This is a genomic window from Nocardioides montaniterrae (genome assembly GCF_054782655.1).
Genome location: NZ_BAAGSB010000007.1, coordinates 1 through 19,102, shown reverse-complemented (window position 1 = coordinate 19,102; position 19,102 = coordinate 1). Strand labels below are relative to the sequence as shown.

Genomic DNA, 19,102 nt, shown 5'->3' with positions numbered 1-19,102 from the left:
TCATGACCGACGCCCTGAGCGCTGCAGCGGAGCCGACCCGGCGCCGCATCCTGCAGCTGTTGGCTCGGGGGCCGCTCACGGTCGGCCAGATCGCGGGGGAGTTCTCCGTGACCCGCTCCGCGATCTCGCAGCACCTCCTCCTCCTCGCCGGTGTCGGCCTGGTCGAGGCGGACAAGGTCGGGCGGGAGCGGCACTACCGCGTCCTGCCCTCCGGCCTGCAGCAGCTGCAGGACGAGATCAACCGTTTCTGGACCGACGAGCTGGACCTGCTCGTCGCCGACGCCCACGAGCTTGCCGAGAAGAAGAGGAACAACCCATGAGCTACACGAAGACCGTCGAGCTGCCCGTCTCCGCCGAGGAGGCGTTCGACCTCGTCACGCAGCCCGAGCGCCTTCGCCGCTGGCAGGCCGTCTCGGCGTACGTCGACCTCCGCGCCGGCGGCGAGTACCGCTGGACCGTCACGCCCGGCCACCGTGCCTCCGGGACCTTCTGGGAGGTCGAGCCCGGCAAGCGCGTCGTGTTCGGCTGGGGCTGGGACGGCTCGGCCGATCTCGCTCCCGATGCCTCGACCGTCACCATCACCGTCGAGCCGGCGGGTGCGGGCAGCCGCGTCACGCTGGTGCACGAGGGACTCACCGAGGAGCAGGCCGCGCACCACGCGGAGGGCTGGAACCACTTCCTCGAGCGCCTGGAGGAGGTCGCCGCGACGGGCGACGCCGGCCAGGACGAGTGGGCCTGGGCGCCCGAGAACCTGGACCCGATCGTCGCCGCCGAGGCGTCGCTCGCCGTCCTGCAGCCGATCCTGCGCGGCCTGACCGACGACGACCGGGTCAAGCAGACGCCGTGCGCGGAGTTCACCTGCCACGAGCTCGCCGAGCACCTCTTCGGCTCGCTGGTCTCGCTCGGCGGCATGGCCGGCGCGGCCGTGACCAACCCCGAGGAGGGCTCGCTGGAGAACCGGGTCTCGGTGATGGCCGACCAGGCGATCACCGCGCTCGCGGCGTACGACGAGCCGGAGGTCGTCGGCGGCGGCCTGCCGACGTACGTCGCCCGGATGATCCTCTCGATCGAGTTCCTCGTCCACGCGTGGGACTTCGCCCAGGCCTCCGGCCAGGAGGTCAAGGCGTCCGACGAGCTCGTCAGCTGGGTGCGGGCCGCGGCGGAGCCGATCGTCAACGGTGGCCGCGAGCGCGGTGCCTTCGGCGCCGAGATCGCCGGCGACGGCATGTCGGTGCTCGACGCGTTCGCCGCCTTCACGGGCCGCACGCCGGTGGCGGTCTGAGATGCAGATGCCCAAGGCCACCGACGAGCAGAAGCAGGCGTTCCGCGACCTGATCGCCCCGCTGGCCGCGGAGTCCGCGGCCGTCGAGGTGAAGCCGATGTTCGGCCAGCTCGGCGCGTTCGTGAACGGCAACATGTTCGCCGGCCTGTTCGGCTCCCAGGTCGGGGTGAAGCTCGACCAGGCCGACGCCGCCGAGCTCGGTGACCTCGGCGCCGGCCCGTTCGGGCCGGAGGAGCGCCCGATGGGCGGCTACCTCACGCTCCCCGACGGCGTCGACGCGGGCGACTGGGTCGCCCGCGCTTCGGCGCACGTCGCGACGCTGCCGCCGAAGGTCAAGAAGAAGTAGTCCCCGGAGATATCTCGATCGCCTCCGGTATAACCCCCTGGGGGGATGTAGCATCGATGTCATGCAGCTCGACCCCGACCAGATCAAGCCGCTCATCACGCGGCTCAAGCGCGCCAACGGCCACCTGACCTCGGTGATCCGGATGCTCGAGGACGGCTCGGAGTGCGAGGACGCGCTCACCCAGCTCGCCGCGGTCAGCAAGGCGATCAGCCGCGGTGGCTACGCCCTCGTCGCCCAAGGCCTGCACCAGTGCCTGAGCGAGGGCGGTCCCGAGAGCGTGGACACCAAGAAGCTGGAGAAGCTCTTCCTGGCGCTGGCCTGATGCTCCTGGACACCCGTGCCCCGATCGTCGCCGCGCCCATGGCGGGCGGCGCGACGACCCCTGAGCTCGTCGCCGCCGTGACGCGTGCGGGCGGGTTCGGCTTCCTCGCCGCGGGCTACCGGACGGCCGAGCAGATGAGCGCCGACGTCGCTGCCCTGCGCGCCCTCGGCGTCGAGCACTTCGGGATGAACCTCTTCCTCCCGGCACCCAGCGGGATCGACGCCGGCACGTTCCGTGCGTACGCCGACGAGCTGGCCGCCGACGCCCAGCGGTTCGGCCTCGACCTCTCCCAGGAGGAGCCGCGCGAGGACGACGACGACTGGCGGGCGAAGGCCGACACACTCGTCGCCGACCCGGTGCCGGTCGTGTCCGTGACCTTCGGCCTGCCGCCGGTCGACGACGTGCGGGCCCTGCAGGCCGTCGGCACCCGTGTGCTGGTCACGGTCACGACCGTCGAGGAGGCGCGGGCCGCCGCGGAGCTGCGGCCCGACGGCCTGGTCGTGCAGGGGAGCCGGGCCGGTGGGCACAGCGGCACCCACGACCCGCGGCGTCCCATCGTCGACGTCGCGACCGATGCCGTCGTCCGCGATGTCTCCGCTGCCGTGGACCTGCCGATCGTCGCCGGCGGAGGCGTGGGCGGCGCGGCCGACGTACGCGTGCTCCTCGCGGCCGGTGCCGAGGCCGTCGCGATCGGCACCCTGCTGCTGCGCACCGACGAGAGCGGTGCCTCCGCCGTCCACCGCGAGGCCCTCGCCGACCCGCGGTTCACCGAGACGGTGATCACCCGGGCGTTCACCGGCCGCCCGGCCCGCGGGCTGCGCAACGCCTTCATCGCCGACCACGAGGCGCGGGCGCCGTACGGCTATCCCGCCCTCCACCACCTCACCCGCGGCCTGCGTCGGGCCGCGGCAGCCGCGGGCGACCCCGACCGGGTCCACCTGTGGGCCGGCACCGCGTTCCGCAGCGCGCCCGCCGGTCCCGCGGGCGACGTGGTCCGCGCGCTCCTAGGATCCGACGCGTGAGCACCGACACCACCGACACTTCGGGCCCCTCGGGCAGCATCCGCCGGCTGGCCGTGTTCTGCGGCTCGGCACCGGGCGCGGACCCGGCGTACGTCGAGACGGCGTACGCCGTGGGCAAGGAGCTCGCCGAGCGCGGCATCGGCCTGGTGTACGGCGCCGGTGGCGGCGGCCTGATGGGTGCGGTCAGCCAGGGCGCGCTGGACGCCGGGGGAGAGGTCATCGGGGTGATCCCGCGCTCGATGGTGGAGAAGGAGTGGGGTCGCGACGACCTCACCGAGTGTCACGTCGTCGAGACCATGCACGAGCGCAAGGCGATGATGGCCGACCTCGCCGACGCGTTCCTGACCCTTCCCGGTGGGCTCGGCACGCTCGAGGAGATCGTCGAGGTGTGGAGCTGGCGCTACATCGGCTTCAACTCCGACCCGGTTGCCTTCCTCGACGTCGGCGGGTTCTGGAAGCCGTTCCTCGCCTCGCTCGACGGCCTGGTCGCCGCCGGGTTCGTGCGTCCGGGCGTGATGGAGGACGTCGTCGTGGCGGAGACCCTCCGCGACGCGTTGGCCGGGCTCGAGGCCCGCGCTGGGTAGGGTCACGCCTCGTGAACGCACCCACCTCGGGCAAGGACGTCCTCAGGCTCGCCGCGGTCGTCGGCGCGCTCGGCGTCGTCTTCGGCGACATCGGCACCAGCCCGATCTACACCCTCCAGACGGTCTTCAGCCCTCAGGAGGCGCACCCGGTCCCGGTCAGCACCGACAACCTCTACGGCGTCATCTCGCTGATCTTCTGGTCGGTGACCCTGGTCCTGACCGTCACCTACGTGCTCCTGGTGATGCGGATCAGCAACCACGGCGAGGGCGGCATCATGGCCCTGCTCTCGATGCTGCGGGGCTGGTTCGAGAAGTCCCGGACCCGCAAGCTGATGGTGCTGGTCGCGATGGGTGTCTTCGGTGCCTCGCTGTTCCTGGGCGACTCGATGATCACCCCGGCGATCTCGGTGCTCTCGGCGGTCGAGGGCCTCAAGACCGTCGATGCCGGCTTCGCCGAGTGGGTCGTCCCGATCACCGCGGTGATCATCACCATGCTCTTCCTGGTGCAGCGCTTCGGCACCGAGGCGGTCGGCCGGACGTTCGGCCCGGTGATGATCCTGTGGTTCACCACCCTCGGTGGCCTGGGGATCTCGGGGATCGTGCACGAGCCCGGCATCCTGCGAGCCCTCTTGCCGACGTACGCCCTCGGCTTCCTGTTCGGACACTTCGAGATCGCCTTCTTCGCGATGGGCGCGATCGTGCTGTCGGTGACCGGTGCCGAGGCGCTGTACGCCGACATGGGCCACTTCGGTCGCCGACCGATCTCGGTCGGCTGGCTGTTCCTGGTCTACCCGGCCTGCACGCTCAGCTACCTCGGCCAGGGCGCGCTGATCCTGCACGACCCGAAGAACCTGAGCGCGCCCTTCTTCCTGCTCTGCCCGGACTGGGCGCGGATCGCGCTCGTCGTCCTGGCGACGGCGGCGACCGTCATCGCGGCCCAGGCCGTCATCACCGGGGCGTTCTCGGTGGCCAAGGCGGCCGGCCAGCTCGGCTACCTGCCCCGCCTGCGGATCGTGCACACCTCCGACGACTCGCACGGCCAGATCTACGTGCCGTTCGTGAACTGGCTGCTCCTGGTCGCCGTGCTCACGCTCGTGTTCGCCTTCGAGTCCTCGTTCGCGCTGGCCAGCGCGTACGGCATGGCGGTCACCGGGACGATCACCATCGTGGTGATCCTGTTCGCCTACATCGCCGCGCGCACCTGGCGGATGCCCAAGGTCGTGCTGTTCCCGATCGTGGCGGTGCTGCTGGCGCTCGACCTGCTCTTCCTCGCGGTCAACCTGACCAAGATCCCGCACGGTGCCTGGCTGCCGGTCGTCATCGCGCTGGTCTGCTTCACCGTGATGATGACCTGGCAGCGCGGTCGGGAGCTGGTCACCGCGCGGCGCACGGTCATGGAGGGCCGGCTCACCGACTTCGTCACCGAGCTCCAGGACCCCTCGCGCGCGTCCGTCGTCGACGGCACGGCGATCTTCCTCAACCGCGGCGCGCAGACGCCGTTGGCGTTCCGCGCGAACGTCGAGCACAACCACGTCCGCCACCGCAACGTGCTGATCGTCAAGATCGACATCGAGACGATCCCGCGTGTCGCGGAGCAGGACCGTGTCGTCCTCAACGACCTCGGGTACGCCGACGACGGCATCACCCACGTCACGCTGCGCTTCGGCTACACCGAGACGCCGGACGTGCCGGCAGCCCTGGCCCGTCTGCAGGCGGACCAGACCGAGGGGGCGATCGACCTGGCGGGTGCGACGTACTTCCTGTCCAAGATCGAGCTGGTCCCGGCTCGCGACGAGGCCTCGGCGATCGACATGCCGAAGTGGCGCAAGCGGCTCTTCCTGGCCACCTCGCACATCTCGTCGGACGCCGCGGACCACTTCCTGCTGCCGCGCGACCGCACCGTGCTGATGGGTGCGCACGTCGATGTCTGAGCTGCGCCCTACGCTTAAGGTTCCCTTCATCAGCCTCCGGCAGGATCCTCAACCATGCGCAGTGTCATCGTCGTCCCGACGTACAACGAGGCCGACTCCGTCGGCCCGATGCTGGACCGCCTCGCGGCGCTCGGCCCGGGTCGTGACTCGGACGCGCCCGAGATCCTCGTCGTCGACGACTCCAGCCCCGACGGGACCGGCGACATCGTCACGGCGCACCCGGCGTACGGCACCCGGATCCACCTGCTGACCCGGACCTCCAAGGACGGGCTCGGTGCGGCCTACCGGGCCGGCTTCGCCAAGGCCCTCGAGGACGGCTACGACGCCATCGTGCAGATGGACGCCGACGGCTCGCACCCGACGTCCGCGGTGATCCCGATGCTCGACAAGCTCGCCGACCACGACCTGGTGATCGGCTCGCGCTACGTGCCGGGCGGAGCGACCGAGAACTGGCCCAAGCGCCGCAAGTTCATCTCGTGGGGCGCGAACACCTACGCCCGCGGGATGCTCCGGCTCAAGACCCACGACGCCACCGCCGGCTTCCGGGCCTGGCGCTCGCAGGCCCTCCGCGACGCCGGGGTCGTGGACACGCACTCCAACGGCTACGGCTTCCAGGTGGAGAACACCTGGCACGCCGAGCGGATCGGCCTGCGCATCACCGAGCACCCCATCACGTTCGTCGAGCGCGTGGCCGGCGCCTCCAAGATGACCGGCGACGTCGCCAAGGAGGCCGCCCGGCTCATCCTGCGCTGGCGCTGGCAGGAGATCCGCGGCCGGATCGAGCACCCGACGCCGTCCGGCGTCGACGCCCGCCGGTGACGTCCTGGCGGCCGGGTCCGGCCCTGGCGGCCGGCCTGCTCGCGCTCGCGGGCGCGCTGCTGCGCCTGCCGATGGTCGGGCGTCCGCTGTCCTCGGACGAGGCCGGCTTCCTGATCGTCGGCGGCCAGTGGGGCCACGGCTCCTCGCTGTACGGCAACTACTGGGTCGACCGCCCGCCCGTGCTGATCGGCATCTACGAGATCGCTGCGGCGCTCGGCGGGGCGGTCCCGCTGCGCCTGATCGGGATCCTCGCGCTGCTGATGTCCTGCCTCGCGGCGTACGCCATCGGCCGGCTCGTCAGTGACTGGCGCTGGGCCGCGCCGCTCGCTGTGGCCGTCCCCGCCGTCCTGCTGTCCGACCCGTTGTTCGGTGCCAACGAGGTGGACGGCGAGCTGCTCGCCGCGCCCTTCATCCTCCTCGGCCTGTACGCCGTCCTCCGCGCCCTCGCCGACCTCGACGGGCCGCGGCGGCGTCGGCTGTGGTGGCTCGCGGCCAGTGCGGCGGGCGTCTGTGCGGTCTCGATCAAGCAGAACATGGCCGAGGTCTTCGTCGCGGCCGGTGTCGGCGTGATCTGGCTGGCGTGGCGCCGGCAGGCTCGTGCCGCCGTCGAGGGTGCGGCGATCTTCGGGGTCGGCTCGATCGCGTTCCTCGGTGGGGTCCTCGGCTTCGCCGCAGCGCGGGGGACGTCCCCCAGCGGCCTGTTCGACGCGGTGGTGACCTTCCGCGGAGAGGCCTCGCACCTGATCCGCACCCAGGCCTCCGCGGCGACCTCCGAGCGGGCGGCCCACGTGGCCGAGGCGTTCTTCGGCAGCTTCGCCTGGCTCCTCGGCGTCCTCGCGGTCATCAGCGCCCTGATCTGGTGGCGGCGACGCGCCGACCACCTCGAGCGGCTCCCGCTGGTCCCGCTCGGCGCGATCACCGCGGCGATCATGCTGTGGGAGGCGATCGGCGTCATCGCCGGCGGCAGCTACTGGCTGCACTACCTGATCGGCACCGTCCCCGGCAGCGTCCTGATCGTCGCCGGCGTCGTCCGCGCCCACCTGCTGCGGGTCCGGTGGCTCGCGGCGGCGTACGTCGTCATCGCGGTCGTCGCCGTGCCGTCGGCGTTCGTCGACTACGGCCATCCCGGCACCTCGGGGGACAAGGTCGCCGAGTACCTGCGCACGCACGACGCCCCGGGGCAGTCGGCGGTCGTGGTGTTCGGGCAGTCCAACGTGCTGGAGGGGACGGGCCTGCACGACCCGTACGAGCACCTGTGGAGCCTGCCCGTCCGCGTGCGTGACCCGCACCTGATCGAGTTCATGCAGGTCCTGCGCCAGGAGCCTCCGACCTGGATCATCGTCCCCGGCACGGAGATCGACACCTGGGCGGTGGACAGCACCGCAGCCAACGTCTACCTGCACGCTCACTACCGCGATGTGGCACAGATCGGCGAGTGGCATGTGTTCAAGGCCGTAGCGCCAGGGGCCTCCGCGCGTTAGGTCCGCGAAAGCTCCCGCAGGAAAGTTGCAACGGTCTACTTTATGAAGCTCACGGCCTACTCCGACTACGGATTCCGCATGCTCGTGTTCCTGGCGATCGCGCCGGACAACCGCGGAACGGTTCGGGAGATCGCTGCGGCGTACGACCTCTCGCAGCACCACCTCGCCAAGATCGCCCAGCGCCTGGTCCACGCGGGCTTCGTGGCCAGCTTCACCGGGCGGACCGGCGGCCTGCAGCTCCGGGTCGACCCCGAGAGCCTGAGCATCGGTGACATCGTGCGGGCGGTCGAGACCGACTTCTCGGTCGTGGAGTGCCTCAGCGCGGACGGCAACTGCCAGGTGGCCGAGCACTGCGCCGGCCGCTCGATCTTCGCCGACGCGCTCGATGCGTTCTTCAGCGTCCTCGACGCCAAGACGCTGGCCGACGCGGTCAAGGACCAGCAGGGTCTCCGGACCGCGCTGTCGCTGCCGCTGCTTCCCTTGGTTCCTGCCTGAGCCCTGTCAGGATGGCGGGGTGATCACGCACGTCCACGCGCCCGAGCTCTCCCGCTACGAGATCCGCGACGACGAGGCCGTCATCGGCCTGGCCGACTACGGCCTGCCTGACGCCGTGCACGTCGTCCTGCCGCACGTCGAGGTCGATCCGGCGTACGGCGGCCGCGGGCTGGCCACCGAGCTGGTGCGCTTCGTGCTCGAGGACATCCGCGCCCAGGGCAAGCTGGTCGTCGCGCGCTGCCCGTTCGTGGTCGCCTTCCTGCGCAACCACGCGGGGGAGTACGACGACATCGTCGCCGGCGCGCCACGGTGAGCGCTCGCCCAGCGGTGGCCGGTGCGCTCGGTCTCGAGGCGCATCCCGAGGGTGGCTGGTACCGCGAGACCTGGCGCTCGCCCGTCTCGGTGACGCTGGTCGATGGCCGGGTCCGCTCCACCGCGACGTTGATCTACTTCTTCCTCGCCGCCGGGGAGTCCTCGGCCTGGCACCGGGTCTCCTCCGACGAGCTGTGGCTCGCGCACACCGGTGCGGTCTCGGTGGAGCTGGGCGGGTCGGGGCCCGCGCCGGTGCCGGGAGAGGTGCTGGCGGTGTCAGCCGCCGAGCCGCAGGCGCTCGTGCCGGCCGGGGTCTGGCAGCGGACGCTGCCCTCCGGTGCTGACGCGCTCGTCAGCTGCCTGGTCTCACCCGGCTTCGACTTCGAGGACTTCGAGCTCGCGTCTCACTGAGAGTGACCGATAGGTCACTCTCAGTGAGACGGGACGCTCAGGTGATGGTCATCCCGCCGTCGACGGGGAGGGTCTGGCCGGTGATGTACCCCGCTCCGTCTCCGGCGAGGAACACCACGGTCGCGGCCAGCTCGCGCGGGTCGCCCTTGCGGCCCATCGGGATGCGCTCCTGCTGCTGCTCGAGGTAGCCCCGCGGGTAGCTGTCGGTCATCTCCGAGACGAAGAAGCCCGGCGCGATCGCGTTGACGCGGATGCCCTTGCGGCCGGTCCACTGCTGCGCGAGGTCGCGGGTCAGGCCGATCAGACCGGCCTTGGAGGCGGCGTACGCGGCCTGGGGGAGCCCGGCGGTGGTCAGGCCGAGGACCGAGGAGATGTTGATGATCGAGGAGCCCGGCTGCATCACGCGGCCGCAGGCCTGGGCCATCCAGTAGCAGCCGTTGAGGTTCACGTCGATGACGGAGCGGAACTGCTCGGGCGTCTCCCGCGTGGCCGGTACGGCGGTGCCGATGCCGGCGTTGTTGACGAGTACGTCGACCCGCCCGAGCTCGTTCATCGCGGCGTCGACGAGCGCCTGGCAGGAGTCCGGGTCGGCGACGTCGGTGGCGACGCGGACCGCGCGGCGGCCGGCCGCCGTCACGAGGTCGGCGGTCGACGCGAGCCGGTCCGCCCGGCGCGCGCCGAGCACGACATCGGCACCCGCCTCGGCCAGGGCCTGGGCGAAGGCGACGCCGAGGCCGGAGGAGGCGCCGGTGACGATCGCCACGCGGCCGTCGAGTCGGAACGTGTCAGTGATGCCGGAAGGGGCGCCGGAGGTCATGCCGGGACATTAGCGCGGCGTCGTCGCCACAGGTGCCCACCCACCAGTGCGGCGGCGAGGAGCACCACGAGGCCGATGCCCGCCAGCGAGACGTCGTGCGCGATCCGGTGCCACGCGTTGCCGGCCAGGTATCCGATCAGCACCATCGACACCGCCCACACCGCTCCGCCGGCGGCGTTTGCCAGGGCGAAGCGGCGGTAGGGCATTCCTGCCATCCCCGCGAGGCCCGGGATCATCACCCGTAGGGCCGCGGTGAACCTGCCGAGGAAGACCGCCCACCCGCCGCGGCGTACGAGAGCCTGCTCCGCGCGATCGATGTGGTGGGCCTTGATGAACCGGCCCAGCGTCGAGTCCAGCATCCAGCGCCCCCAGTGGCGGCCCACGACGTACCCGATCGCATCGCCGGCGATCGCGCCGAGGATCGCCGCGGCGATGACGGGTGCCAGCGCGATGCGGCCCTGGCCGGCCACGACGCCGCCGAGCACGACCGCGGTCTCGCCCGGGAACACGAACCCCAGGAACGCCGCCGACTCCAGGAACGGCAGCGCGAACACGACCAGCAGCACGGCCCATGCGGGCGTGGCGAGCAGGTGCTCCATCAGTCCGGTCATCGCGAGCCTTTCCTCGAGACGAAGGCTAGGTCCCGCCGATGAATCCGACGTGAAGGCCCGCCAATAGACTTCTCGCGTGAGCGAGCAGTCTGAGCAGCAGGTGACCGAGCCGGCGTCGTACGACGTCCACGGCGTCGAGGAGAAGTGGCTGCCGGTCTGGGAGAAGCTCGAGGCGTTCAAGGCCGACGACGCGGCGGTCCTCGCGGGCAAGCCGAAGTTCTACGCGCTCACGATGTTCCCCTACCCGAGCGGCGACCTGCACATGGGTCACGCCGAGGTGATGGCGCTGCACGACGTGCTCGCGCGCTACAAGCGGTTCCGCGGCTTCGAGGTGCTCAACCCGATGGGCTGGGACTCCTTCGGGCTGCCCGCGGAGAACGCCGCGATCAAGCGCGACGAGCACCCGTCGGCGTACACCTATGCCAACATCGAGACCCAGCTCGGCTCGTTCAAGAAGTACGGCCTGAGCTTCGACTGGTCGCGGCGCCTGCACACCTCCGACCCGGAGTACTACAAGTGGACGCAGTGGCTGTTCCTCAAGCTGCGTGAGGCCGGGCTGGCCTACCGCAAGAACTCCCCGGTCAACTGGTGCCCGCAGGACCAGACCGTGCTCGCCAACGAGCAGGTCCTGGCCGACGGCACCTGCGAGCGCTGCGGTGCCGAGGTGACCAAGAAGGAGCTCACGCAGTGGTACTTCAAGACCACTCAGTACGCCCAGGAGCTCTACGACTCCCTCGACGGCCTGCAGGACAGCTGGATCGGCAAGGTCGTCAACGCCCAGCGCAACTGGATCGGTCGCTCCGAGGGCGCGCACGTCTCGTTCGACGTCGAGGGCCACGACCCGATCAAGGTCTTCACGACGCGTCCCGACACCCTGGTCGGCGCGACGTTCATGGTGGTCGCGGCTGATGCCATGCTCGCCGCCGAGCTGGTCAGCGACGGCCAGCGGCAGGCGCTCGACGACTACCTGACCGAGGTGCGCAAGGCCTCCGACATCGATCGTCTGGCCACCGACCGCCCCAAGACCGGCGTCGACCTGGGCGTCACCGCCACGAACCCGCTGACCGGTGAGCAGATCCCGGTCTGGGCCGCCGACTACGTGCTGGCCGACTACGGCACCGGCGCGATCATGGCCGTCCCCGCCCACGACGAGCGCGACCGCGAGTTCGCGGAGAAGTTCGGGCTCCCGATCGTCCCGGTCTACGACGACGAGCAGCCCTACGACAAGGCCGCCGAGGTCACCAGGGCGATCGAGAAGATCGAGGCCAGCGGTCACGGCGAGGGCACCGTCAACTTCCGCCTGCGCGACTGGCTGCTCTCGCGCCAGCGCTACTGGGGCGCCCCGATCCCGATCATCCACTGCCCGGTCGACGGCGAGGTGCCGGTGCCCGAGGCGGAGCTCCCGGTCCGGCTGCCCGAGCTCAAGGGTGCCGACCTCAAGCCCAAGGGCACCTCGCCCCTCGGCGCCGCACGCGAGTGGGTCGAGGTCAGCTGCCCGAAGTGCGGTGGTCCCGCCGAGCGCGACACCGACACCATGGACACCTTCGTCGACTCGTCCTGGTACTTCTTCCGCTACCTCTCGCCCAACGACGACACCCAGGCCTTCGACCCGGCGCTGGCCAAGGCGTGGGGCCCGATCGACTTCTACCTCGGCGGCGACGAGCACGCCGTGCTGCACCTGCTCTACGCGCGGTTCTTCACCAAGGCGCTGCGCGACCTGGGCCTGATCGACTGGGACGAGCCGTTCTCGGCGTACCTCTCCCAGGGCAAGGTCATCAACGCCGGCCGCAAGATGTCCAAGTCGCTGGGCAACGGCATCGACCTCGGCGAGCAGATCGACAAGTTCGGCGTCGACGCCGTGCGCCTGACCCTGGTCTTCGCCAGCCCGCCTGAGGACAACATCGACTGGGCGGACGTCTCGCCGCAGGGCTCGGCGAAGTTCCTCGCCCGCGCCTGGCGGCTGGCCGGCGACGTCACCTCCGCGCCGGGCATCGCCTTCGACGGGGGAGACACCGCGCTTCGACGTACGACGGCGCGGACGATCGCCGACGCCGAGCAGCTCGTCGAGTCCTACCGCTTCAACGTGGTCGTCGCCCGCACCATGGAGCTCGTCAACGCGACGCGCAAGGCGATCGACTCGGGCTGCGGCCCGGCGGACCCGGCCGTCCGTGAGGCGACCGAGGCCGTCGCGATCCTGCTGTCGCTGGTCGCGCCGTACACCGCCGAGGAGATGTGGGCGCAGCTCGGCCACGAGCCGTCGGTCGCCCAGGCGCCTTGGCCGACCGTCGACCCGGCGCTGCTGGTCGAGGAGTCCGTCACCGCGGTGGTCCAGATCCAGGGCAAGGTCAAGGGCCGGCTCGAGGTCGCACCGGACATTTCCGCGGCCGACCTCGAGGCGCTCGCGCTCGCGGACGAGGCCGTGGTCAAGGCGATCGACGGCCGCCCCGTTCGCAAGGTGATCGTGCGGGCGCCCAAGCTCGTCAACATCGTCGTCTGAGCAGCGCGCGTAACCTGAAGCCGTGCGCGTCTCCCTCGTCACCGACTCCACCGCGGAGCTCTCGTCCGTCTGCGTCGAGTCGCTCGGTGCCGTCGTGGTGCCGCTGCAGGTGGTGATCGACGGGACGTCGTACGACGCCGACGCCCCGGAGGTCGCGCCCGACAAGGTCGCCGACGCGCTGCGCGCCAAGCGTCCGGTCAGCACGTCGCGGCCGGCGCCGGTGCTCTTCGCCGACACCTACGCGCGCCTCGCGGCCGAGGGTGCCGACGCGGTCCTGTCGGTCCACATCTCCGGTGAGGTCAGCGGGACGCTGGAGTCCGCGCAGTTCGCCGGGCGGGCTGCGTCGATCCCGGTCACGTGCGTCGATACCCGCCAGATCGGCCCCGGGACGGCGTACGCGCTGGTCGCCGCTGCCCGGGCGCTCGCCGACGGGGGCTCGGCCGAGGACGCCGCCAAGGCCGCGATGGTGCGCGCCGAGGCGACTCGGACGTTCATCTACGTCGACACCCTCGAGCACCTGCGTCGCGGTGGGCGGATCGGCGCCGCGGCCGCACTCTTCGGTGGCGCGCTGGCGGTCAAGCCGCTGCTCACCATCGAGAACGGCGTGATCGTGCCGATCGCCAAGGTCCGCACGTCGGCCAAGGCGATCGCCCGCCTCGAGGACCTCGCCGTCGAGGTGGCCGGGGAGGCGCCGGTCGAGGTCAACGTCATGCACCTCGCGGCTGCCGAGCGGGCCGAGGGCCTCGCGGAGCGGCTGGGCGAGCGGATGGCGTCGCGCCTCGTGGGCCAGGTCCGCTGCGACGAGATCGGCGGCGTGCTCGGGGCACACGTCGGACCGGGATTCCTCGCCGTCTGCGTGGCACCGGTCGTCGACTGATCCCATCCGTCACACGACGGGCCGGTTCCTGTCCACAACGGGGCCGCGCACGGTGGTCCTCCACAGGGTCGTCCGCGAGCCCGGCGTGATGTCGCCACGGCTTCCTAGCGTGCAGGCATGCGCTCGTCACCGACCACCGGCACCGCCGACTCCACCGACCGCGCCGCGCAACGGCTGGCCCAGCTGGCCGTGGCGATCGGCGGTCGGGCGGCGCCGTCGGCGAGCGATCACTCCGGCGGGTCCGAGATCCCGCCGGAGTGGTGGTCGGACCACACGCGCCTGGCGGCGCCCCTGCCCCCGGTCGAGCAGCCACCGCCGGTCGTCGTCCCGATCAGCGCCCCGGGCCGCCATGCCGCTCGCCGGTCCGCACGCCCGGTCGGGCTCTCGGTCCGCGACCGGCTGCCGGCCGTCGGCGACCTGGGCTCGGCGCACCTCGCCGTCATCGCCCTGGCCGCCGCGCTGGCGATCGCGTGCACGACCTGGTGGTTGCTGCGTGATCGTGGTCCGGTCGAGCCGATGCCGACCGCGGGCGCGGCGGCGCCGCTGGTCGGCTTCTCGCCCGTCGCGCGGACCTCGCCCGGATCGGGTCCGAGCGCTGCGCCGAGCGCAACCGGTGCCAAGGTCACCGTGGACGTCGTCGGGAAGGTACGCCGCCCCGGCATCGTGGTCCTCTCCGCCGGGTCTCGGGTCGTCGATGCCATCAAGGCCGCTGGCGGGGCGCGCCGGGGCGTCGACCTCACCTCGCTGAACCTGGCCCGGGTCCTGGTCGACGGTGAGCAGGTCGTCGTCGGCGTCCCCGGCGGCCGGGCGGGTCCGCCCGCCTCGGGAGCGATGCCGCTGACCGGCGCGGCCTGGCCGGTCGTCAACCTCAACACCGCCACGGTCGATCAGCTCGAGACGCTGCCCGACGTCGGCCCGGTGACGGCGCAGTCGATCCTCGACTGGCGTGCGGAGAACGGCCGCTTCACCAGCGTCGACCAGCTCCTCGACGTCGACGGCATCGGCGACAAGACGCTGGCCAAGCTCGCCCCCCACGTCACGGTCTGACGCGGCGGTCGGGGAGTGGCGCGCAACGGCCCACGCGAGATCGGAGAGAACGACCGGCACGACTACCGCATGCCGCTGCTCGGCCTCGCGGCCTGGGCTGCCGCCCTGGCCGTGTACGCCGGGGGCGTGCTGCCCTGGGTGCTGCTGGCAGTGCTCGCGGTGGGAGCCGGGCGCCGGCGTACGGCCTTCGCGGCCGCGCTGCTCGTGGTCGCGGCGACCGTCGCCGGTGGGGCAGCGTTGCGCGAGCGGGCGGTGGCGACCGACCCGTTGACCGCCCTGGCCAGGCGGCACGCGGTCGCCGACCTGGTCGCCACCGTCGTCTCCGACCCGCGGGCGATCGTCAGTGGTGCGCCGCGGGGTGGGCAGCGAGAGACCCAGGTGGTGGTGCGGCTGCGGGTGACGTCAGCGGTCGTCGGTGGCTCGCTCTACCGCCTCGGTTCGAGCGCCGTGGTGTTCGGCGACGGCAGCTGGAGCAGCGTCCGCTGGGGCGAGGTTCTCCGGTTGCGCGGCCACCTCGGTCCGGCCGACGACACCGACACCGCTGCCCTGATCAGCGGACCCGGGCCGCCGCAGGTAGCGCGCAGCCCGGACCCCTGGTGGTCGGCGGCAGCGGCCGTCCGGACCGGTATCCGCAGGGCGGTCGACCACCGGCCGGACGAGCAGGCCGCGCTGGTCGCCGGCCTGGTCGACGGCGACGACGCCGGGCTCACCACGATCACCCAGCAGGAGTTCCGGACCACCGGGCTGACCCACCTGACGGCCGTCAGCGGGACCAACCTGACCTTGATCGTGGGCTTCCTGCTCACGCTGGCGCGCTGGGCCGGCGTACGCGGCAGGTGGCTGACCGTCCTCGGTGTCGCGGGCATCGTCGGCTTCGTCCTTCTCGCGCGGACCGAGCCGTCGGTCCTGCGCGCGGCCGCGATGGGAACGGTCGGCCTGGTCGCGCTCGGCGCGGACGGGCGTCGCCGTGGTCTTCGCGCGCTCGGTGTGGCCGTCGTCGCCCTGCTGCTGATCGACCCGGCCCTCGCCAGGTCGGCCGGCTTCGCGCTCTCGACCCTGGCCACGGCCGGCATCGTCGTGCTCGGGCCGCCGTTCACCAGGGCGCTCGCGCGCTGGATGCCGACGTTCCTCGCCGAGGCGGTCGCCATCCCGCTCGCGGCCCAGCTCGCGTGCACCCCGGTCGTCGCCGGGCTCTCCGGCCAGGTCAGCATCGTCGCGGTCGTGGCGAACCTGCTCGCGGGTCCCGTCGTCGGTCCTGCCACGGTGCTGGGGCTGATCGCCGGGGTCCTCGACCTCGTCCTCCCCGGGGCCGCCCACCTGCTCGGCACGGTCGCCTCGTGGTGTGCCGCCTGGCTGCTCGCCGTGGCCCACCGGGGGAGCGACCTGCCCGGGGCCGCGATCACCTGGGGTGCCGGCGCGCTCGCCCTCGCCGTGCTCACCGCCCTCTGCCTGGTCGCCGCGGGCCTGCTGCCCCGTCTCCTCGAGCGGCGTCGCTGGGCCCTGACGGCCACGGCGATCGCCGTCGCGTTCCTGGTGGGCCTCCCCGGTCGCCTGTGGTCGCTGCCGGGTTCGTGGCCGCCGCGGGGGTGGATCTTCGCCGCCTGCGACGTCGGCCAGGGCGACGCCCTGGCTGTCGCCGTCAGCCCGCACAGCGCGATCGTCGTCGACACCGGCCCCGACCCCCACCTGGTCGACTCCTGCCTCGACCACCTCGGCGTACGTCGCATCCCGCTGCTCGTCCTGACCCACTTCCACGCCGACCACGTGGACGGGCTCACCGGCGCTCTGCACGGCAGGCAGGTCGCCGAGATCGACACGACCGCGGTGCTCGACCCGCCGTACGGCGTCCGGAGCGTCCAGCAGGCCGCTGCCCACGCGGGGGTTCCCGTCCGGATGGTGCGTTCCGGCCTGACCCGGCGCTACGCCGACGTCGTCGTCCAGGTGCTCTACCCCGATCTCCCGCAGCCGGTCCCCGGCGCCGGCGACGGCAGCAGCGCCAACAACGCCAGCGTCGTGCTCCTCGTCCGGACCCACGGCCTGAGCCTGCTGCTGACCGGCGACGTCGAACCGCCCGGCCAGGCCCAGCTGGCCGCCACCTATCCGGGGCTCCACGCCGACGTCCTCAAGGTCCCGCACCACGGGTCCCGCTACCAGGACCCGGCCTGGCTGACCTCGCTGCACGCGAAGGTCGCGGTGATCTCGGTCGGCAAGGACAACGACTACGGCCACCCTGCAGCGAGCACGATCGACACCCTCCGTCGGGCCGGCCTGACCGTCGCCCGGACCGACCAGGACGGCGCCACCGCGGTCGTGATCGGACCTGACGGCTCGCCCCGTCTGGTCACCGAGCGGTGATCCTCAGGGTGCCTCGGAGCTCGCGGTGGCCTGGAACCCTGTCGTCTGGTCGGCGAAGAAGTGGCGGTGGCCGGTGCCGGTCCAGCCTGTCCACTGCGTCATCGTGCTCCGGGGGAAGGCGTCGATGACGTCGTGGGCGCCGGAGTAGTCCGACGAGGTCCAGCCGACCGCGCCCGTGCGGAGGAACGCGCTCATCCGGACCCGGCGAGCGGTGTAGCAGCCCTTGACCTTGCGGAACACGATCGAGGTGAGCTTGCTGCCGGTGCTGCTCTCGGTCAGGTCGGCCGTGTGCACGCAGCTGTGCGCGTCGCCGCAGCCGCCCTTCCACTTGTCGGTGACGTCGTAGTAGGTCGTACCACCGTAGGAGCGCTTCACCAGACGCCCCAGCTCGTAGCCGGCGCCACACTGGTTGTTGATCAGCGCGCCGTACTCCGGGCCCGCGTGGGACGCGTCGGTGTCGAAGAAGACGTCGCCGCCCCACCACCACGGGTAGCCGTCGGGCTGTTGCCCGTTGGGGTTCACCGGCGTGAACACCTGGCGGTAGAAGAAGGTGAAGGTCACCGAGCGGGCGGTGTTGGTGACCCGGACCCCGCTGACGTCGAGGTAGTGCTGGCTGGGGGAGTCGGTGACGGCGTGGGCGGGCGCGATGAGTGGGGTGGTGGCGGCTGCGGCGATCACGGCGGTGGCCACCATGATGCGGGTACGTCGGAGGAGGGTCATGCTGCGCCAACCCGGCTCCGTGGCCCCGGGCTACGCCGGTCGGCCGATCCCGGACGGATCTCGGACGCTGTCGGCCCCGTCTGGCAGAGTTCAGGCATGCAGGCGAACGAGGTGCTGGGCCGGATCACCCTCGTGACCGGCAAGGAGGAGTACCTCGGCGCTCGGGTTGTCCAGCAGGTCAGGGAGGCGATCCGCGGCTACGACGCCGAGGCGGAGGTCTCCGATGCGATCGCGAGCGATCTGAGCGTCGGCAGCCTCGGCGAGCTGTCCGCGCCGTCGCTCTTCTCGGCGATCCGCTGCGTGACCGTCCAGGGTCTGGAGAACCTGCCCGACGAGTCCGTCGACGGCCTGTTGGCGTACGCCGCCGCGCCGTCCGAGGACGTCGCGCTGGTCCTGGTCCACGGCGGCGGCCAGAAGGGCAGCGGCGTGCTCACCAAGCTGCGCAAGCTCAAGACCGTCACCGAGCACAAGTCCGAGGAGCTCAAGCCCTCGGAGTTCCCCGGCTTCGTCAGCTCCGAGGTCCGCCGCCACGGCAGCACCATCGATCGCGAGGCCGCCGAGGTGCTGGTCGAGTCGATCGGCCGCGACCTGCGCTCGCTGGCGGGTGCCGCTTCCCAGCTGGCGAGCGACTTCGCGGGGGAGCGCATCAGCGAGGACAAGGTACGTCGCTACTTCGGCGGCCGGGCCGAGGCCAAGTCGTTCACCGTGGCCGATGCCGCGTTCGCCGGCCGGACCACGGTCGCGCTCGAGGAGCTCCGGTGGGCCCTCGACAGCGGTACGCCGGCCGTGCTGGTCACCTCCGCCTTCGCCGGCAGCGTCCGCGGCCTGGCCCGCTACGTCGGCGCCCCGCGCGGCATGCGCGATGCCGACCTGGCCCGCGAGGTCGGCGTACCGCCGTGGAAGCTGCGCACCCTCCGCGACCAGTCCCGTTCCTGGAACGAGCAGGGGCTGGGCCGCGCGATCCGCGCCGTCGCCCAGGCCGACGCCGACATCAAGGGCGCGGCCAGCGATGCGTCGTACACCCTCGAGCGGTTGGTGCTGACGATCTCCGGGCTCCGCTCGCGCTGATCGCCCGACTGCAGGTTTCCCAAGGTATGCAGGGCGGATTCGTGGGGTCATCGCAACACCTGAGGTGAGGGTGGTGTGTGGTGCCGCACGGTGTGAGGGTGTCGC

The 19,102-nt window shown here is 71.9% G+C and carries 20 protein-coding genes; 17 read left to right on the top strand and 3 right to left on the bottom strand.

From position 1 onward, the window contains the following. The first annotated feature begins 2 nt into the window (after positions 1-2). From ACYVJ3_RS11555 to ACYVJ3_RS11500, 12 genes are all read left to right on the top strand, one after another. Positions 3-320 (top strand): ArsR/SmtB family transcription factor, encoded by a 318-nt coding sequence (locus tag ACYVJ3_RS11555; protein WP_460853139.1) that lies wholly within the window; start codon positions 3-5, stop codon positions 318-320. After that, positions 317-1,282, top strand: a complete 966-nt coding sequence (locus ACYVJ3_RS11550; protein WP_460853138.1) for an SRPBCC domain-containing protein — start codon at positions 317-319, stop codon at positions 1,280-1,282. The genes ACYVJ3_RS11555 and ACYVJ3_RS11550 overlap by 4 nt, the downstream gene beginning before the upstream one ends. A 1-nt stretch (position 1,283) precedes the next feature. Beyond that, positions 1,284-1,628 carry a TfoX/Sxy family protein gene (locus ACYVJ3_RS11545; RefSeq protein WP_460853137.1) on the top strand — a complete coding sequence of 115 codons (345 nt, stop codon included), beginning with the start codon at positions 1,284-1,286 and terminating at the stop codon, positions 1,626-1,628. 61 nt (positions 1,629-1,689) lie between these two features. After that, positions 1,690-1,950: a metal-sensitive transcriptional regulator gene (locus tag ACYVJ3_RS11540; RefSeq protein ID WP_460853136.1), complete on the top strand. Its 261-nt coding sequence runs from the start codon at positions 1,690-1,692 to the stop codon at positions 1,948-1,950. Next, a complete protein-coding gene (locus tag ACYVJ3_RS11535) occupies positions 1,950-2,972 on the top strand; it encodes a nitronate monooxygenase (protein ID WP_460853135.1) in 1,023 nt (340 codons plus the stop codon). Before ACYVJ3_RS11540 ends, ACYVJ3_RS11535 begins: the two co-directional genes overlap by 1 nt. After that, positions 2,969-3,556 carry an LOG family protein gene (locus ACYVJ3_RS11530; RefSeq protein ID WP_460853134.1) on the top strand — a complete coding sequence of 196 codons (588 nt, stop codon included), beginning with the start codon at positions 2,969-2,971 and terminating at the stop codon, positions 3,554-3,556. Before ACYVJ3_RS11535 ends, ACYVJ3_RS11530 begins: the two co-directional genes overlap by 4 nt. Before the next feature lie 11 nt (positions 3,557-3,567). Then, on the top strand, positions 3,568-5,487 hold the full coding sequence (locus tag ACYVJ3_RS11525; protein ID WP_460853133.1) for a potassium transporter Kup: 1,920 nt from the start codon (positions 3,568-3,570) through the stop codon (positions 5,485-5,487). 54 nt (positions 5,488-5,541) lie between these two features. Next, on the top strand, positions 5,542-6,306 hold the full coding sequence (locus ACYVJ3_RS11520) for a polyprenol monophosphomannose synthase (RefSeq protein WP_460853132.1): 765 nt from the start codon (positions 5,542-5,544) through the stop codon (positions 6,304-6,306). Then, positions 6,303-7,787, top strand: coding sequence for a hypothetical protein (locus ACYVJ3_RS11515; protein WP_460853131.1), 1,485 nt, complete (start codon positions 6,303-6,305; stop codon positions 7,785-7,787). Before ACYVJ3_RS11520 ends, ACYVJ3_RS11515 begins: the two co-directional genes overlap by 4 nt. Before the next feature lie 42 nt (positions 7,788-7,829). Then, entirely contained in the window at positions 7,830-8,282 is a 453-nt protein-coding gene (locus ACYVJ3_RS11510) for an RrF2 family transcriptional regulator (RefSeq protein ID WP_460853130.1), read from the top strand. A gap of 19 nt (positions 8,283-8,301) precedes the next feature. Next, positions 8,302-8,595, top strand: a complete 294-nt coding sequence (locus ACYVJ3_RS11505; RefSeq protein ID WP_460853129.1) for a GNAT family N-acetyltransferase — start codon at positions 8,302-8,304, stop codon at positions 8,593-8,595. After that, positions 8,592-9,005, top strand: coding sequence for a cupin domain-containing protein (locus tag ACYVJ3_RS11500; protein WP_460853128.1), 414 nt, complete (start codon positions 8,592-8,594; stop codon positions 9,003-9,005). The genes ACYVJ3_RS11505 and ACYVJ3_RS11500 overlap by 4 nt, the downstream gene beginning before the upstream one ends. Positions 9,006-9,042: 37 nt before the next feature. Here the strand turns inward: ACYVJ3_RS11500 and ACYVJ3_RS11495 are convergent, their stop codons facing one another. Together ACYVJ3_RS11495 and ACYVJ3_RS11490 are read right to left on the bottom strand one after the other, a co-directional pair. Further along, positions 9,043-9,822, bottom strand: a complete 780-nt coding sequence (locus ACYVJ3_RS11495) for an SDR family NAD(P)-dependent oxidoreductase (protein ID WP_460853127.1) — start codon at positions 9,820-9,822, stop codon at positions 9,043-9,045. Next, entirely contained in the window at positions 9,819-10,433 is a 615-nt protein-coding gene (locus tag ACYVJ3_RS11490; RefSeq protein WP_460853126.1) for a DedA family protein, read from the bottom strand. The genes ACYVJ3_RS11495 and ACYVJ3_RS11490 overlap by 4 nt, the downstream gene beginning before the upstream one ends. A 76-nt stretch (positions 10,434-10,509) precedes the next feature. On the opposite strand from ACYVJ3_RS11490, the gene leuS reads away from it, so the two are divergent. The 4 genes from leuS (at position 10,510) to ACYVJ3_RS11470 (ending at position 17,209) form a co-directional block, all read left to right on the top strand. Next, entirely contained in the window at positions 10,510-12,930 is a 2,421-nt protein-coding gene (gene leuS / locus ACYVJ3_RS11485) for a leucine--tRNA ligase (protein ID WP_460853125.1), read from the top strand. A gap of 22 nt (positions 12,931-12,952) precedes the next feature. Further along, positions 12,953-13,807: a DegV family protein gene (locus tag ACYVJ3_RS11480; RefSeq protein WP_460853124.1), complete on the top strand. Its 855-nt coding sequence runs from the start codon at positions 12,953-12,955 to the stop codon at positions 13,805-13,807. A gap of 117 nt (positions 13,808-13,924) precedes the next feature. Next, positions 13,925-14,854, top strand: coding sequence for a helix-hairpin-helix domain-containing protein (locus tag ACYVJ3_RS11475; protein ID WP_460853123.1), 930 nt, complete (start codon positions 13,925-13,927; stop codon positions 14,852-14,854). 15 nt (positions 14,855-14,869) lie between these two features. Beyond that, positions 14,870-17,209 carry a DNA internalization-related competence protein ComEC/Rec2 gene (locus tag ACYVJ3_RS11470; protein ID WP_460853122.1) on the top strand — a complete coding sequence of 780 codons (2,340 nt, stop codon included), beginning with the start codon at positions 14,870-14,872 and terminating at the stop codon, positions 17,207-17,209. Positions 17,210-17,212: 3 nt separating this feature from the next. On the opposite strand, the gene ACYVJ3_RS11465 is transcribed toward ACYVJ3_RS11470, so the two are convergent. Then, positions 17,213-17,929 (bottom strand): hypothetical protein, encoded by a 717-nt coding sequence (locus ACYVJ3_RS11465; RefSeq protein ID WP_460853121.1) that lies wholly within the window; start codon positions 17,927-17,929, stop codon positions 17,213-17,215. 96 nt (positions 17,930-18,025) lie between these two features. Between ACYVJ3_RS11465 and holA the strand changes: the two genes are divergently transcribed. Further along, positions 18,026-18,997, top strand: coding sequence for a DNA polymerase III subunit delta (gene holA, locus ACYVJ3_RS11460; RefSeq protein ID WP_460853120.1), 972 nt, complete (start codon positions 18,026-18,028; stop codon positions 18,995-18,997). The last annotated feature ends 105 nt before the right edge of the window (positions 18,998-19,102 follow it).

What these genes read in the sequence shown, in the direction of transcription:
- ACYVJ3_RS11545 (WP_460853137.1), top strand. Translation starts at nt 1,284, where the DNA reads ATGCAGATGCCCAAGGCCACCGACGAGCAGAAGCAGGCGTTCCGCGAC.
- holA (WP_460853120.1), top strand. Translation starts at nt 18,026, where the DNA reads ATGCAGGCGAACGAGGTGCTGGGCCGGATCACCCTCGTGACCGGCAAG.
- ACYVJ3_RS11550 (WP_460853138.1), top strand. Translation starts at nt 317, where the DNA reads ATGAGCTACACGAAGACCGTCGAGCTGCCCGTCTCCGCCGAGGAGGCG.
- ACYVJ3_RS11465 (WP_460853121.1), bottom strand. Translation starts at nt 17,929, where the DNA reads ATGACCCTCCTCCGACGTACCCGCATCATGGTGGCCACCGCCGTGATC.
- ACYVJ3_RS11490 (WP_460853126.1), bottom strand. Translation starts at nt 10,433, where the DNA reads ATGACCGGACTGATGGAGCACCTGCTCGCCACGCCCGCATGGGCCGTG.
- ACYVJ3_RS11475 (WP_460853123.1), top strand. Translation starts at nt 13,925, where the DNA reads ATGCGCTCGTCACCGACCACCGGCACCGCCGACTCCACCGACCGCGCC.
- ACYVJ3_RS11520 (WP_460853132.1), top strand. Translation starts at nt 5,542, where the DNA reads ATGCGCAGTGTCATCGTCGTCCCGACGTACAACGAGGCCGACTCCGTC.
- ACYVJ3_RS11510 (WP_460853130.1), top strand. Translation starts at nt 7,830, where the DNA reads ATGAAGCTCACGGCCTACTCCGACTACGGATTCCGCATGCTCGTGTTC.
- ACYVJ3_RS11555 (WP_460853139.1), top strand. Translation starts at nt 3, where the DNA reads ATGACCGACGCCCTGAGCGCTGCAGCGGAGCCGACCCGGCGCCGCATC.
- ACYVJ3_RS11535 (WP_460853135.1), top strand. Translation starts at nt 1,950, where the DNA reads ATGCTCCTGGACACCCGTGCCCCGATCGTCGCCGCGCCCATGGCGGGC.
- ACYVJ3_RS11540 (WP_460853136.1), top strand. Translation starts at nt 1,690, where the DNA reads ATGCAGCTCGACCCCGACCAGATCAAGCCGCTCATCACGCGGCTCAAG.
- ACYVJ3_RS11495 (WP_460853127.1), bottom strand. Translation starts at nt 9,822, where the DNA reads ATGACCTCCGGCGCCCCTTCCGGCATCACTGACACGTTCCGACTCGAC.